General features: G+C 42.5%; 10 protein-coding genes. 4 read left to right on the top strand and 6 right to left on the bottom strand.

Features of this window, described 5'->3' with window-relative positions; translation table 11 throughout:
• Positions 1-465 precede the first annotated feature (465 nt).
• From H6A61_RS13615 to gltB, 5 genes are all read right to left on the bottom strand, one after another.
• Entirely contained in the window at positions 466-1,695 is a 1,230-nt protein-coding gene (locus tag H6A61_RS13615; RefSeq protein WP_154045070.1) for an LL-diaminopimelate aminotransferase, read from the bottom strand.
• A gap of 55 nt (positions 1,696-1,750) precedes the next feature.
• Positions 1,751-2,554, bottom strand: coding sequence for a diaminopimelate epimerase (gene dapF / locus H6A61_RS13610; protein ID WP_154045069.1), 804 nt, complete (start codon positions 2,552-2,554; stop codon positions 1,751-1,753).
• Positions 2,555-2,643: 89 nt separating this feature from the next.
• Positions 2,644-4,338: an asparagine synthase B gene (gene asnB / locus H6A61_RS13605; protein WP_204394392.1), complete on the bottom strand. Its 1,695-nt coding sequence runs from the start codon at positions 4,336-4,338 to the stop codon at positions 2,644-2,646.
• A 150-nt stretch (positions 4,339-4,488) separates the two neighbouring features.
• A complete protein-coding gene (locus H6A61_RS13600; protein ID WP_204394391.1) occupies positions 4,489-5,832 on the bottom strand; it encodes a glutamate synthase subunit beta in 1,344 nt (447 codons plus the stop codon).
• Between the two features lie 77 nt (positions 5,833-5,909).
• Positions 5,910-10,424, bottom strand: a complete 4,515-nt coding sequence (gltB, locus tag H6A61_RS13595; protein ID WP_204394390.1) for a glutamate synthase large subunit — start codon at positions 10,422-10,424, stop codon at positions 5,910-5,912.
• Between the two features lie 310 nt (positions 10,425-10,734).
• Between gltB and glmS the strand changes: the two genes are divergently transcribed.
• Positions 10,735-12,579: a glutamine--fructose-6-phosphate transaminase (isomerizing) gene (gene glmS, locus H6A61_RS13590; RefSeq protein WP_204394388.1), complete on the top strand. Its 1,845-nt coding sequence runs from the start codon at positions 10,735-10,737 to the stop codon at positions 12,577-12,579.
• A gap of 7 nt (positions 12,580-12,586) precedes the next feature.
• Here glmS and ruvA read toward each other — a convergent pair whose 3' ends face one another.
• The gene (ruvA, locus tag H6A61_RS13585) at positions 12,587-13,186 is read right to left on the bottom strand and encodes a Holliday junction branch migration protein RuvA (protein WP_204394386.1); all 600 of its coding nucleotides are present in this window, start codon (positions 13,184-13,186) and stop codon (positions 12,587-12,589) included.
• 204 nt (positions 13,187-13,390) lie between these two features.
• On the opposite strand from ruvA, the gene H6A61_RS13580 reads away from it, so the two are divergent.
• The 3 genes from H6A61_RS13580 (at position 13,391) to miaB (ending at position 16,854) form a co-directional block, all read left to right on the top strand.
• A complete protein-coding gene (locus H6A61_RS13580; RefSeq protein WP_204394384.1) occupies positions 13,391-14,290 on the top strand; it encodes a diaminopimelate dehydrogenase in 900 nt (299 codons plus the stop codon).
• 109 nt (positions 14,291-14,399) lie between these two features.
• Positions 14,400-15,224, top strand: coding sequence for a prolipoprotein diacylglyceryl transferase (gene lgt / locus H6A61_RS13575; RefSeq protein WP_204394393.1), 825 nt, complete (start codon positions 14,400-14,402; stop codon positions 15,222-15,224).
• Positions 15,225-15,480: 256 nt separating this feature from the next.
• Positions 15,481-16,854, top strand: a complete 1,374-nt coding sequence (miaB, locus tag H6A61_RS13570; protein ID WP_204394382.1) for a tRNA (N6-isopentenyl adenosine(37)-C2)-methylthiotransferase MiaB — start codon at positions 15,481-15,483, stop codon at positions 16,852-16,854.
• Positions 16,855-16,964: the final 110 nt, after the last annotated feature.

The following is a 16,964-nucleotide window of genomic DNA, read 5'->3' as shown; positions in this document are numbered from 1 at the left end:
AGCATGTCAACTTAACCGCTCTCCCTCTCGAAAGCGGATGCAAAGGTACAGACTTTTTTCATTCCTGCAATAGTTTAAACGACTTTTTTTCAAAAAAAATATCACTTTTGGCGTAATATACTGTAAATCAAAGAAAAAGAGTTCAATAATAATTTAGTAATCTTGAAAGCTATATCAAATAGTAAAATTTATACACATAATAATATTTAGTAAATTATATACAGGCATATATTATTTATGGCATAAAATTCGCTTTTCGAAGCGTGCGCACGTTCGATTTAAAATGGGCGCACATTCAATCCAAAACGTACGCACATTTTGCCTAAGACGAAAGGTCATTTTTTTAAACGTATGAAACAAGAAAAAAAGCGAAACTACATCGCTGCAGTTTCGCTTCTACTAAATACATATAAAACCAAAACAGATTGTAATTAATGCCATGAAAATTGGCAGGACATGGCATGTTTATATATATTTCTCAATACGTTGCATAGCCTCTATACAGTCCTCGCGTTTTCCGAATGCAGTAAGTCGAAGAAAACCTTCGCCCGAAGGACCGAAACCTACACCCGGAGTACCAACTAAATGTGCTTTCTCCAACAGAGTATCGAAGAATTTCCATGAATCATAACCTTCAGGAGTCTTTAGCCACAGATATGGCGAATTTACTCCTCCATAAACCTTCATTCCGGATTTCATCAAACCTTCGCGCATTATATGTGCATTTTCCAGATAATAGTCGATATTCGCTTTTACTTGTTCCTTACCTTCAGGAGAATATATTGCCTCGGCAGCACGCTGTGTGATATAACTTGTACCATTAAATTTTGTACACTGGCGCCTCAACCATAATTTATTGAGCTGAACTTTCGCACCCCCAGCAGCTGTAGCAACAAGTTCATCAGGAATTACAGTATAGCCACAACGTACTCCTGTAAATCCGGCTGTTTTAGAAAAACTTCTGAATTCTATGGCACAATGTCTGGCCCCATCTATCTCATATATTGAATGCGGAACGTTCTCCTCGCGTATAAATGCCTCGTATGCAGCATCGAAGAATATTATAGAATCATTTGCCAGAGCATAGTCAACCCATTTCTTCAACTCATCTCTGGTAAGTGTCGTACCAGTAGGATTATTGGGATAGCACAAATATATTATGTCTGCTCGCTCCATCGGCAATGAAGGGACAAAATTATTCTCCTCATTACAAGGCATATATGTAATGTTGCTCCAGCATCCGTCACTAGCCAACTCTCCTGCCCTACCAGCCATAACATTGCTGTCTATATATACAGGATAAATAGGATCGGTAACAGCTATCTTATTCTCACGACTGAATATATCGCCTATATTTCCAGTATCACTCTTTGCTCCATCATTTATGAAAACTTCATGAGCTGAAAGTTTTATTCCACGTGATTCGAAATCATTTTTTATAATTGCCTCTATCAGAAAATCATACCCTTGTTCAGGACCATATCCGTGAAATGATGCAGATGAAGACAACTCATCCGCAGCACGGTGCATAGCCTTGATACAAGCTTCAGGAAGCGGACGTGTAACATCACCTATTCCTAGTCTGATAAGGTCGATGCTCGGATTTGCCGCCTTGAAGCTGTTCACTTTCTTTGCTATGTCCGAGAAAAGATAACTGCCAGGCAGTTTCAGAAAATTATCGTTAATTTGCGCCATTATATTTAATTTGTTAGATGTTAGAAAAGAGTTGTTGGTTGTTAGACCTAAAAACTTAAATAGCTATCTCTCCATCAAAAACTTTTACAGCAGGACCTGTCATATATACATGCCCGTCTGCTTCATTCCATTTAATCTTAAGTGTGCCACCATCCATTATCACCGATGATTCCCTGCCACACTTGCCGATATATGATGCCGCCACAGCTGTAGCACAGGCCCCTGTACCGCATGCCATGGTTATACCAGAACCTCGTTCCCATACTCTCATACGAATGCTTCTATCCTGATAAACCTGTGCGAACTCAACATTTACACGATTAGGGAACAACGGATGTTTCTCAAGCGCCGGTCCTACGGTATTGATGTCCACCTCTGATATATTATTTACAAATATCACCAAATGAGGATTACCCATTGATACAGAAATTCCTTCCGTATATCCATAACCGTCGCCTAACTGAACCTTTCCCAAAACATTAGGAGCACCCATATCGACAGTTACAGCATCCACATGATTATCATTTGTCAAATGAAGTTTCAGAATTTTTATTCCGGAAAGGGTTTCCAGTGTTACTTCGGTCTTTGCCGTCAGTCCCTCCTCATAAAGATATTTGCCTATACAACGGCTTGCATTACCGCACATCATTGCTTCCGAGCCATCGGCATTGAATATACGCATGCTGAAATCAGCAATTTGCGACGCTCCTATAAGTACAAGTCCGTCGCTGCCTATTCCGGTGTGATACTTACTCCACTCCACAGCCAGCTCTTCAGGGTCATCTATAGGATATTGGATAGTGTTGACATAGATATAGTCATTACCGGCACCATGCATTTTTGTAAATCTGATATTCATCTTTTTAGTTGTTAGTTGTTGGGAAAAGAGTTGTTAGTTGTCAGTTGTTGGTTGTCAGTTGTTTAAACTAAAAACAAACGACTAATACCTCAATAAGCCGATTCATGTACTCCTGCCACAGCACGTCCGCTAGGATCGTTCATTCCTTTGAACGATGCATCCCAAGCCAAAGCTTCGGCCGTAGAGCAGGCTACACTAGGAACACTAGGAACCGATCTGGCAGCCGATTCACTAGGAAAATGTTCTTCGAATATGCTGCGATAATAATATTCTTCTTTGTTCTGAGGCGGATTGATAGGGAACCGATCTGCTGCTTGTGCCATCTGCTCATCTGTAACTGCTGCAGAAGTCACCGCTTTCAGAGTATCAATCCATGAATAGCCTACACCATCGGAGAACTGCTCCTTCTGTCGCCATGCCACTTCCTTAGGGAGAAGTGAGGAGAATGCATCACGCACAACCTTCTTCTCTATCTCCTTGCCGGGACACATCTTGACAGCCGGATTAAGACGCATAGCCACATCAAGAAACTCCTTATCAAGAAAAGGTACCCTGCCTTCCACGCCCCATGCAGAAAGCGACTTATTGGCACGCAGACAGTCATAAAGATGAAGTTTTGAAAGTTTACGTACTGTCTCTTCATGAAATGCACGTGCATCAGGTGCCTTATGGAAATACAGATAACCTCCGAAAACCTCATCAGCACCTTCACCACTCAACACCATTTTTATACCCATCGACTTGATGACTCTTGCCAAAAGATACATAGGAGTGGATGCACGTACTGTAGTGACATCGTAAGTCTCTATATAATAAATCACATCGCGTATAGCGTCAAGACCTTCCTGGATAGTGTAGTTTATTTCGTGATGTACTGTTCCGATGTGTTCTGCCACAAGACGGGCCTTTTCCAGATCGGGCGCTCCCTTAAGCCCTACAGCAAATGAATGAAGCTGCGGCCACCATGCATCCTGTTTTCCATCAGTTTCCACTCGTTTGTCGGCAAACAGTTTCGCTACGGCAGAAATAACAGACGAGTCAAGTCCGCCGGAAAGTAATACGCCGTATGGGACATCACTCATAAGCTGTCTCTTCACAGCATCTTCCAAAGCCAAACGTACATCACTCACCTGAGCTTTGTACGCCTCATCATCAGGCATCTCAGTATATCTGTCTTTCACTGCTTCATATTCTGTCCAGTCGCGGTTATACCATCTGTGCATCTTACCTTCACGACTCCAGTAATAATGTCCTGGCAAGAAAGGTTCATATTCATCACACATTCCTTCCAGAGCTTTCAATTCACTCGCACAATATACTTTACCGTCAGCATCATGTCCTATATACAGAGGTATCACTCCTATCGGATCGCGGGCTATAAGGAACTCATCACGTTCTTCATCATAAAGTGCGAAAGCGAATATTCCACTCAGTTTCTCTATGAAATCGACTCCGTACTGACGATAAAGAGCCAGTATTGCCTCGCAGTCGCTTCCTGTACTGAAATCATACTTTCCTGCAAATTCCGCACGTATATCACGATGATTGTAAATTTCACCGTTCACTGCCAAAATCTGTTTTCTGTCAGGCGAATATAATGGTTGTCCACCACTCTGAGGATCGACTATCGACAGACGCTCGTGTGCCATAATTGCAGAGCCACCGCAATATATCCCGCTCCAATCCGGTCCACGGTGGCGTATGCGTTTCGCCATAGTGAGAGCCTTTTGTCTCAACTCAGGCGATTGCTGATTTATATTGAAAATACATGCTATACCACACATAGTTGTAATTAAGAATTAAGAATTAAGAATTAAAAATTAAAAATTAAAAATTAATAATAAAAAACGAGTTCAATTAAAAACTTATTCAATTAAGAATTAAAAATGAGTGGATAGCATCTCCACTAATTATTAATTCTTAATTATTAATTTTTAATTAGTCATTATCATCTTATCTATCTCCGCAGCCGCCTTTCGTCCCGCAGCGATACATTTCACCACTAGCGACGGACCTGTAGCGGCATCACCTGCCACAACTGCATTCGCAGGCAATTCAGGAAGCTGAGGTTTCAGGAATCCCATAGCCAACAGGACAAGGTCTGCCTTTATTGTATCTTTCTTGCCTGTAGGTTTCATTACAGGACGTCCGCCATCTGCAGCCGGAATCCATTCTACTTCTTCAACTTCCACAGCTGTTACCTTTCCGTTTTTGCCAACAAACTTATTTGAATTCAAGCACCAGCGACGTGTACATCCCTCTTCGTGGCTTGAACTTGTTTTCAGCACAACTGGCCACTGTGGCCAAGGAGTAGCAGGATTATGTCCAACAGGAGGTTTAGGCATAATTTCTATCTGAGTAACACTTAACGCGCCCTGACGATGGGATGTTCCTATACAGTCGCTACCCGTATCTCCACCACCAATTACCAGTACATGCTTTCCACGGGCAGATATCCTGTCTTTCTCTGCGATTTCCTGCCCTGCAAGCACTCTGTTCTGCTGTGCCAGCATCTCCATAGCGAAATGGATACCTGAGAGTTCACGTCCCGGTATTGCCAAATCCCTAGCCTGTGGAGTACCTGTACATATGGCATAAGCATCAAAACCTTCAGGTAGTTTCATCAGATCAATTTCTGAATTAGTCTTAAAGATTATACCTTCAGCTTCCATTATCCTGAGACGCCTGTCTATGATATTCTTTCCAAGCTTGAAATTGGGTATTCCATATCGTAAAAGACCTCCAAGCATCTCATCGCGTTCGAACACAGTAACTTCGTATCCACGTTTGTTCAGTTGGTTTGCAGCTGCTAGTCCGGCAGGTCCCGAACCAATCACAGCCACCTTTTTCCCGTTTCTTTCATATTTTTTCGGAGAGATATATCCTTCGCGGAATGCTGCCTCAATAACGGCAGCCTCATCTTCGCGAATAGTTACAGGAGAGTCTATACTGAGCTTCAGTACACACGATTTCTCACACAGAGCAGGACAGATACGACCTGTAAATTCAGGAAAGTCGTTTGTAGCGCTCAATATTTCGTAAGCCTTGCGCCAGTCGCCTTTGCACAATGCATCCTGAAACTCGGGAGGGCGATTTCCCAGCGGGCAAGCCCAATGACAGAATGGTACTCCACAGTCCATGCAACGGCTGGCCTGCAATTTACGTTCGCTAGTGTTGAGTGTCTGTTCCACTTCACTATAATCGGCAACACGTTCGTGAACAGGACGGTAGCCGGCCTCTTGTCGAGGTATATTTAAAAATGCTTTTGGATTTCCCATGTTATTCAATTAAAAATTAAGAATTAATAATGAGCGGATGACATCACTCCTAATTATTAATTGTTCATTATTCATTATTAATAGTCTCTCTGTACCTCCGCAATCTTCTGCTGCAGTTTCTTCATCTGTTCCTCGGCCAGAACACGTTTGTATTCTATAGGAGTAACCTGGATGAATTCATCTATATGATTCTGCCATTCATCAAGCAAGGTGCGGGCCAGTTTCGAACCGGTAAATCTCCAATGACGTTCGATAAGTTCCATCAACTCCTTACGTGATGCAGAGTCCTCAAGCAGATTAAGCTCCACCATCTCCATATTACAGAAATAGTCGAAACGATGTTCAGGATCCCACACGTAAGCTATACCGCCACTCATACCGGCAGCAAAGTTTCTTCCGGTATCGCCAAGCACTACCACACGTCCGCCTGTCATGTACTCACAGCAGTGGTCGCCAACTCCTTCAACAACGGCTATTGCACCTGAGTTTCTCACTGCAAATCTCTCTCCTACACGTCCGTTAATATAAACTTCACCTTTAGTGGCACCATACATCAGAGTATTGCCTGCAATAGTATTCTTAGATGCGTCGAACAGTGAACCTGACGGAGGCAACAGACAGATACGTCCACCGCTAAGACCTTTTCCAACATAGTCGTTAGCCTCGCCTTCCAGACGGAATGTCACTCCCGAAGTCAGGAACGCACCGAAACTCTGTCCTGCCGAACCTTTAAACTTCACGTTAATAGTACCGTCAGGCAAACCTGCATGACCGTATCTTCTTGCCACCTCACCTGATAGCATGGCACCTGCCGAACGGTCTGTATTGGAAATAGTATATTCAAGCTCAACAGGCTTCTTATTATCCAAAGCTTCTTTCGCCGCCGAAATCATAGCCCTATCCTTTATACCCAATAAGTCAAGAGGCTTGTCGGCTGTATGATGAATGTCAGCACTGCTCTCTACTTTATGTAAAATTCTTCCGAAATCCAGACTTGACATTTTTCCTTTACTGTCCGAAGAATCAACTTGAATAAGATCTGTACGTCCTACAATATCTTCCAGTTTTGTGAATCCCATTTCTGCCAGATATTCTCTTACTTCTTCTGCCAGGAAACGGAAATAATTGACAACATATTTATAATGTCCACGGAAATGCTGACGCAATTTCTCATCCTGAGTAGCTACTCCGACAGGACACAGATTGGTATGACATTTTCTCATCATAACACATCCCAACACTATCAGTACAGAAGTTCCGAAAGCAAATTCCTCAGCTCCCAGCAAAGCCATACTTATTATGTCACGTCCTGTTTTCAGCTGTCCGTCAGTCTGCAGACGTACCTGTCCTCTAAGCCCATTCAGCACAAGAGTCTGCTGAGTTTCGCTCAAACCTATCTCAGGCGGAATGCCGGCATATCTCATTGACGAAGCTGGAGAAGCACCTGTACCACCTTCGGCTCCTGAAATCACAATCAAGTCGGCCTTAGCCTTTGCCACACCTGCCGCAATGGTACCTACACCACTTTCAGCCACCAACTTAACGCTTATAGCAGCTCGCGGATTAACATTCTTCAAGTCGAAAATCAACTGCGCAAGGTCTTCTATAGAATATATATCGTGATGAGGTGGAGGAGAAATAAGCGATATTCCAGGAATAGAATGACGTGTACGGGCAATTACTTCATCAACCTTAAATCCCGGCAATTGTCCACCTTCTCCCGGTTTTGCTCCCTGTGCCACCTTTATCTGGATTTCCTCGGCATTGACCAAATACTCAGTTGTCACTCCGAAACGTCCCGAAGCTATCTGCTTGGTCTTGCTGCACAGACTGATATCTCCGTCTTCGGCATGATAAATTTCAGAGAATCGGTTGCTGTCTTCACCACCTTCACCGGTATTGCTTCTTGCTCCAAGACTGTTCATTGCCAATGCAAGAGCCTCATGAGCCTCCTTGCTGATTGCGCCAAACGACATTGCGCCAGTAACAAAATGTTTCACTATATCTTCTACTGACTCCACCTGGTCTATACTGATAGGATTCCTGCGGAAACCGAAAAAGTCGCGAAGGGAAATAGGATTTTCCTTTTTATCTGCTTTAGCTGTAAATTCCTTGAACTTTTTATAACTGCCTGTACGTGTAGCAAGCTGAAGCAAACTTATAGTATCGGGGTTCCATGCGTGCTGTTCACCATCTTTTCTGTAAGAGAAAAGACCGATATGATCAAGCAATGCTCCTGCCTCATCTTCAGATATAGCAACACCCGAACGATGGAACCTGAGGTAATCATGAGCTATATCGCCGATACCAGCTCCGCCTATTGTTGACACGTCAGTACCGAAATATCTTCTCATTACCTCTGTATTCAAGCCAACAGCCTCAAACAATTTAGCTCCTCGGTATGAACGTATCGTGCTAATACCCATCTTGCTCATAACCTTATACAATCCCTTGCAGAGAGCTTTAATATAATTCTTTTCAGCTGTAGCGTAATCAAGCTGTACATCACCTTTCTTCACCAGTCCGTCTATCACCGCAAAAGCCATATACGGACAGATTGCACTCGCTCCATATCCCAAAAGCAATGCAGCATGCATAACTTCGCGCGCTTCACCACTTTCAACTATCAACGCTGTCTGCACACGTTTCTGTACTGAAATCAGATGATGATGAACTGCGCTTACAGCAATAAGTGAAGGCACAGGTGCATATTCAGCATCTACATCCCTGTCTGAAAGCACTATATAGTTTGCACCGGCATCAACAGCCTCTTCCGCACTCTTACACAGATTCTCTATAGCCAGGCGAAGTCCTTCCTCGCCATCCGAAGCCTTGAATACCATTTTCAACTTAACAGTACTGAATCCCTTGTATCTGATATTGCAGAGAATGTCAAGCTGTGTATTAGTAAGCACAGGATGCGGCAGACGCACCATCTTGCAATGTCCTGCGCTCGGACTGAGAATATTGCTTCCTACGGCACCGATATATTCTGTGAGCGACATAACCAACTCTTCGCGTATAGGATCAATAGCCGGATTAGTAACCTGCGCAAACTGCTGGCGGAAATAATTGAACACCGACTGAGGTTTTTCACTCAATACCGCCAAAGGAGTATCGTTACCCATTGACGCTGTAGGTTCCGCACCTGCGGCACACATAGGAGTAAGAGTACGCTCAATATCTTCGCGGGTATATCCGAAGATACGAAGTCTTCTTCCTGCATCCTTCACAGAATTTTCCACCTTACGTCCACTACGCAAAGTATCAAGCTCTATTCTGTTGGCAGCCAGCCATTCTGTGTAAGGTAAAGCCGATGCCAGATCTTCTTTAACTTCTTTATCGTAATATATTTTACCTTCCTGTGTATCTATCAATAATATCTTGCCAGGCTGCAGTCTTCCTTTAGCTTCTATTTCATCAGGATTGAAACTTATTGTACCTGTCTCACTGGCAACTACCATAGTTCCATTCTTGGTAACCAGCCATCTGGCAGGACGCAAGCCGTTTCTGTCAAGCATTCCTCCGGCATATCTTCCGTCGCTGAAAAGCAATGCGGCAGGACCGTCCCACGGTTCCATCAATATGGAATGATACTCATAGAAGTCTTTAAGTTTCTGGCTGATAGGGTTTTTCTCGTTTATAGACTCAGGTACCATCATGGCAAGCGCATGAGGCAGACTAAGACCTGACATAACGAAAAATTCAAGTACATTATCCATTGAGGCACTATCGCTCATGCCAGGCTGTATAATAGGACGTATTTGAGAAATATCGCCAAGTCTTTCTGACGACAAAACACTTTCTCTGGCTTCCATCCAGGCACGGTTACCACGAATTGTGTTTATCTCGCCGTTATGGGCCATCATACGGAAAGGCTGTGCCAGACTCCATGTAGGAAATGTATTCGTACTGAAACGCGAATGCACCAAAGCCAATGCACTGGTGAAATATGGCTGTGTAAGGTCTGCATAATATTCACGAAGCTGTGTAGAAGTAAGCATTCCCTTATACACCATATTCTTACTGGAAAGTGACACTATATAGAAGTCTTTGTGTTGTATTCTATTCTCTATCTTTTTCCTGATGATATACAGTTTTTTCTCAAGCTCTGCCTCGTCAGCCCCGGCTGTAACAAAAATCTGCTTTACATCAGGCTCTGTAGCTTGCGCGTCCTTACCTAATATATCCGAGTTTACCGGCACTGTGCGTACATGCATCAACGTCATCCCTTCACGCTCTATTTCTTCTATCATCACGCTCATGATATCCTGCTGTGAGGCTTTATCCTTAGGCATAAACACCAATCCTGTTCCATATTTACCTTTTTCAGGAACCGGAATACCTTGTAGAAGAATAAATTCATGCGGTATCTGAATCATGATACCTGCACCATCACCTGTTTTACTGTCTGCTCCTTCTGCTCCACGGTGCTTCATGTTTTCCAACACCTTCAGGGCAGAGTCGATCAATTCATGCGACTTTGCGCCATGCAGGTTGACTATCATTCCTACACCACAGGCGTCATGCTCATTTGACGGACTATATAATCCCTGAAGAGCATTTTCTCTGATAAAATGATTCTCTTTCATTGCGTTTTGGTTTCTTTACGTACTAAATTCCCGTTTATATGTATTATTTTGCACTACAAAAGTAGATATTTATGTGTTTTGTGATTACTTTCATATACAATTTCTTAAAAAAAAGATAGTAACGACTCTAAAATGCTTACAAAACGCTTGTCCAATAAGCGCTATAAAAATAAAACTGTAATCAAAATATGATATTTTTGTTTTGATTTATAAGTTTAAGTCTAAAAAAATCAAATTATATATATTATAAAACATATTCTTTAAGCAGGAAATACTTATTTTTGTATTGAATGAAAACAAGTAAATAAATATGTGTGGAATCGTAGGATACATCGGTAAGCGTCAGGCATGGCCTGTGCTTGTGGAAGGTCTCCGAAAATTGGAGTATAGGGGATACGACAGTGCCGGAGTGGCACTTATAAATACTCCGGGAGACCTGAAAGTTTATAAATCAGTAGGAAAAGTTGCAGACTTGGAACAAACCGTAACAGGTAAAGACACATCAGCGTCAATGGGTATTGCACATACACGTTGGGCAACACATGGAGAACCTAGTACGGTAAATTCTCACCCTCATACTTCTATGAGTGGTCGTCTGGCTTTAGTACACAACGGGATTATCGAAAATTATGCTCTCCTAAAACAGAAACTTATAGATAAAGGATATGTCTTCAAAAGCAGTACTGACACGGAAGTATTGGTACAACTTATCGATTATATCCAGACAGAAGGAAATCTGGATCTTCTGACATCTGTTCAGTTGGCATTAAAAGAGGTAATTGGAGCATATGCCATAGCCGTAATAGACAGAAATCATCCTGAAACAATCATTGCAGCAAGAAAGAGCAGTCCTCTGGTGGTAGGTATTGGCGAAGATGAATACTTCCTTGCATCGGATGCCACCCCTATAGTGGAATATACTAATAAGGTGATATATCTGTCAGACGGAGAAATAGCAGTACTAAGAAATGGTGAACCGATCAAGATTGTTGATTTGGACAATGTGGAATGCTCGCACGAGGCACAAACCATAGCATTAAATATCGGACAGTTACAAAAAGGCGGATATCCTCATTTCATGATAAAGGAAATATTCGACCAGCCTGAATGTATAGCCGACTGCATGCGTGGTCGTCTTAACCCGGAAACTATGTCAATATTGCTCTCGGCGGTAAAAGAACATAGGGAAAAGTTCATAAAAGCACGACGCTTCATTATCGTAGCATGCGGAACATCATGGCATGCAGGACTTATAGGGAAACAACTCATTGAAACAATGTGTCGCATACCTGTAGAAGTGGAATACGCTTCGGAGTTCCGCTATCGTAACCCTGTAATTTCGCCGGACGATGTAGTAATGGCTATTTCACAAAGTGGCGAAACGGCAGACACACTTGCAGCGATTGAACTTGCTCATAACAGCGGAGCATTTGTTTATGGAATATGTAACGTAGTAGGTTCATCCATTGCACGTGCAACCGACTCCGGTTCTTATATACACGTTGGACCAGAAATCGGTGTGGCATCGACAAAAGCATTTACCGGTCAGGTTACTGTACTTCTGATGTTTGCCCTGTCACTGGCACAGGAAATGGGAACAATATCAACCGATGAATACAAAGAAATAGTATCATCACTCAATGATATACCTGAAAAAATGCGTCAGGTTCTAAAACAGAATGACTACATTGCCAGTCTGTCGAGAATGTTTACATACGCACGTAATTTCATTTATCTGGGACGAGGATATTCATTCCCGATAGCACTGGAAGGAGCCCTGAAACTAAAAGAGATATCATATATACATGCCGAAGGTTATCCGGCAGCAGAAATGAAGCATGGACCGATTGCACTGATTGATGCCGAAATGCCGGTAGTGGTCATCGCAACCAATTCACCGCTCTACGACAAGGTTCTGAGTAACATTCAGGAGATAAAGGCACGTGGCGGAAGAGTGGTAGCTATTGTTACAGAAGGTGACACGGTAATCAGCTCACTTGCCGATTTCAGCATACCGGTACCTGCAGTTCCTGAGTGTCTGGACGCTCTGGTAACATCCATTCCGCTACAACTGATGGCATACCATATAGCAGTATGCAGAGGACTGGATGTTGACCGTCCACGAAACCTTGCAAAATCAGTAACCGTGGAATAATCCTCCGTCATCTCAGTCTTGTAAGGGCAATCTTAATGACTTTCTGCACAGGCGCATCCGGTTCTTCATGAAGAATCTGTCCGACAACCTTTTGCGACGGTGCCTGTGCAAATCCCAACATGGTCAAAGCGGCAACGGCCTCTTCATATATCTCATTGTTGGCTGCAGATATAGGTGTAGAAACATTTCCAGTGCTTTCTACACCTATATTTTGTATCTTGTCCTTTAATTCCACTATTATACGCTGGGCAGTCTTCAGTCCGATACCTTTGACCATCTTCAGCAATTTCTCATTGCCTGAACTTATCACATTACATAATTCAGACGGACTTAAAGCAGAGAGAATCATTCTGGCTGTATTACCACCAATTCCCGACACTGTTATCAGCATAAGAAAAAGCTCCCTTTCCTGTTTTGTCGCAAAGCCATACAGTACATACGCATCTTCCCTTATAGCCTCGTATATATATAGTTTTACATCCCCCTTCCCTTGTATAGCAGAAAATGTATTCAGAGAAATATTCACACCATATCCAACTCCGTTACAATCGACTACCGCCATGGTAGGTGTAACATCATCAAGTTTTCCTTTTATATATTCAATCATATTTAAGTTATAAATTATAAGTTAACGACAAAAATAAGCATAACAAAGTTATAAATTGTAAGTTACGTCCGAAATATTTCAAAAAACGTCCTCCTTTTTCTCTTTAGAACAATTCTAATTTTTTATTTTTGCATCGTCAAAAATACAGGATACATTTCTTGTAACAAAATGAATAAGAACAAATAATTAAACACCAATAAAATTATGAAAAAGATTAGAGCTGCCGTAGTAGGTTACGGAAACATTGGAAAGTTTACAATCGAGGCACTTGAAGCTGCTTCTGATTTTGAAATCGCAGGTGTGGTTCGCCGTAATGGTGACGCAAACAAACCAGCAGAACTTGCACCATATAAAGTAGTGAAAGACATCAAAGAACTTGAAAACGTTGACGTAGCAATTCTTGCAACTCCTACACGCAGCGTAGAGCAATACGCAAAAGAAATCCTTGCATTGGGAATCAATACAGTTGACAGTTTCGATATACACACACAGATCACATCATTACGCCGCACATTGAACGAAACAGCTAAGGCACACAATGCTGTTTCAATCATCGCTGCAGGATGGGATCCGGGAAGCGACTCTGTAGTACGTACACTTCTTGAAGCAATCGCTCCAAAAGGTATCACATATACTAACTTCGGTCCGGGCCGCAGCATGGGACACTCTGTTGCAGTACGCGCCATCGCAGGTGTTAAGGATGCATTGTCAATGACAATCCCTGTAGGTACAGGAATCCACCGCCGTATGGTGTATGTAGAACTTGAAGAAGGTGCAGACTTCAAGACTGTTGAAGCAGCAATCAAGTCGGATGCATATTTCGTAAACGACGAGACTCACGTTATTCAGGTTCCTTGTGTTGACGACCTCAACGATGTTGGTCATGGTGTAAACCTTGTACGCAAAGGTGTTTCCGGTAAGACACACAATCAGTTGTTCGAATTCGACATGAAGATCAACAACCCAGCTCTTACTGCTCAGGTATTGGTTTGCGTGGCACGTGCTTCTATGCGTCAGCAGCCAGGATGTTACACAATGATCGAAGTTCCTGTAATCGACCTTCTTGAAGGCGACCGCGAAGAACTTATCGCTCATATGGTATAATCATCAGACTATTTATCAATCTTTCCATAAAATCTCTTTCCCTATTCATTTTGGGAGAGAGATTTTTTTATTTCCTTTGCATATATAATTCAAAAAACTCAAAAGTATGATTTTAGGAAGCATCGTTTGGGACGTAGATCCCATACTTCTTCGCCTTGGTTCTATAGAAATCAGGTGGTATGGACTAATGTGGGGCTTGGGATTTATCCTGGCATACGAAATGGGCTCACGCCTGTTCAAGAAAGAAGGTCACCCTGACGACTGGGCAGACAAACTATTTGTTTATTGTATAGTGAGCGCCGTTGTAGGAGCACGTTTGGGACACTGCCTGTTCTACGAATGGGATTATTATGGCTCACACCCATTAGAGATACTTAAAATATGGAAAGGCGGACTAGCAAGTCACGGAGGAGTATTCGCATTAATACTTGCCCTGATATGGTATTCCAAAAAGGTTACACACAAAAGCGTATGGTGGTTGTTCGACCGCCTGATACCTGCAGTGGCAGTAGTATGTGCATGTATCCGTTTCGGAAATCTGATGAACTCCGAGATATTCGGCTATCCTACCGACCTCCCATGGGGATTTGAGTTTGTACGTTCACGTGAATGGCAGGAACTTTACAACCAGAATGGAGTGGCAAAGGCATGTCATCCTACACAGATATACGAAATGCTGTACTGTGCGGTAGCTTTTATATTCTCATGGCTGGCATACCACAAATTCGGCCTTCAGAAACGAATCGGACTTATCACCGGAATTTCACTTCTGATATTCTTCGGAGCGCGTCTCGGACTTGAATTCATCAAGAATCCTCAAGTGGCAGAAGAAGTAGGCATGACGCTCAATATAGGTCAATGGCTCAGTGTACCACTTATTCTGCTCGGTATATATCTGATTTTTACAAGCGGAAAGCGTAAAGAAGCATTCTGAGATACTGAATAAAAAGAATAGGAACCAATCTTTTTGATGTAAGGATTGGTTCCTATTTTTTATTTCTCCATTTTCATACAAATATATTCTGAATATTATTGTAAAATTTCATTCCTCTATAAAAGAAAAAACATTCATATCTCTTACCTGTAACTCCTACCGGCTGCGACATGAGCCGAAAACCCCGTTTTCCACTTTGTGTTTCCCTCTATTTGCACTATCTTTGCAAAAATTTTAATCAATAAATCAATCAATTATGACAAATGAAACAACAGGAGCAGACTTAAAATCTGCAACTGAACAGGACAGCAAGAAACTGTTCATCGAGACTTACGGATGCCAGATGAATGTGGCAGACAGTGAAGTAATAGCATCCATCATGCAGATGGCAGGCTACTCTCCATGCGAAACCCTTGAAGAAGCTGATGCAGTGTTTATGAACACGTGTTCTATCAGAGACAATGCGGAACAGAAGATTCTGAACCGTCTGGAATTCTTCCATTCTCTGAGAAAGAAAAGGAAAAACCTGATAGTAGGTGTATTGGGCTGTATGGCAGAACGTGTGAAAGAAGACCTGATAGAAAACCATCATGTTGACCTCGTGGCAGGTCCTGATGCATACCTGACTCTGCCGGAACTTATAGCATCGGTAGAAGCAGGAGAGAAGGCTATCAATGTAGAGCTGTCAACTACAGAGACCTATCGCGACGTAATTCCTTCGCGTATCTGTGGTAATCACATCTCAGGATTTGTGTCAATCATGCGTGGTTGTAACAACTTCTGCCATTACTGTATCGTTCCTTATACAAGAGGGCGCGAAAGAAGTCGCGATGTGGAAAGTATCCTGAACGAGGTTCACGATCTTGAAAAGAAAGGCTACAAGGAAGTAACACTACTAGGACAGAACGTAAATTCATACCGTTTCGAAAAAGACGGAGAAACAGTGACATTCCCTATGCTCCTGCGTATTGTGGCGGAAGCTGTTCCTGGAATGAGAGTACGTTTCACAACATCACATCCTAAGGATATGAGCGACGAGACACTTCATGTTATAGCAGAGGTGCCAAACGTATGCAAGCATATTCACTTGCCAGTACAGAGCGGAAGTTCGCGCATACTGAAACTGATGAACAGAAAATATACACGCGAATGGTATCTTGAAAGAGTAGAGGCTATACGCCGCATCATTCCTGACTGCGGACTCAGCACAGACATATTCTCAGGATTCCACAGCGAAACGGAAGAAGACCATCAGATGTCACTGTCGCTTATGCGCGAATGTGCATACGACTCGGCATTCATGTTCAAGTATTCCGAAAGACCAGGTACATACGCATCGAAACACCTCCCTGATGATGTGCCAGAAGAGATAAAAATCAGACGTCTGAACGAAATGATTGAATTGCAAAACCAGCTTTCTGCCGAGAGCAACGCTAAAGATGTAGGAAAGACATTCGAGGTTCTTGCAGAAGGCGTATCAAAACGCTCAAAAGAACAATTGTTCGGTCGTACAGAACAGAATAAAGTCGTAGTATTCAACAGAGGTTCACACCGTATAGGTGACTTTGTAAAAGTAAAGATTGCAGAATCAAGCTCAGCTACCCTGAAGGGTGTTGAAGTTACTGAATAAAAAAAGAGGGTGTGTCAAAATTCATTTTTTGAAAAAATGAACTTATAATTTGAAATTTGAGCACCCTAAAAGAGTAAAAAAGGGCCGCATCATTACTCAATACAGAGTTT

The organism is Bacteroides caecigallinarum, from assembly GCF_016901995.1.
Taxonomy (GTDB): Bacteria; Bacteroidota; Bacteroidia; order Bacteroidales; family Bacteroidaceae; genus Phocaeicola; species Phocaeicola cellulolyticus.
The sequence above is the reverse complement of the archived record's forward strand: the minus strand, read 5'-3'. Positions and strand labels throughout refer to the sequence as shown.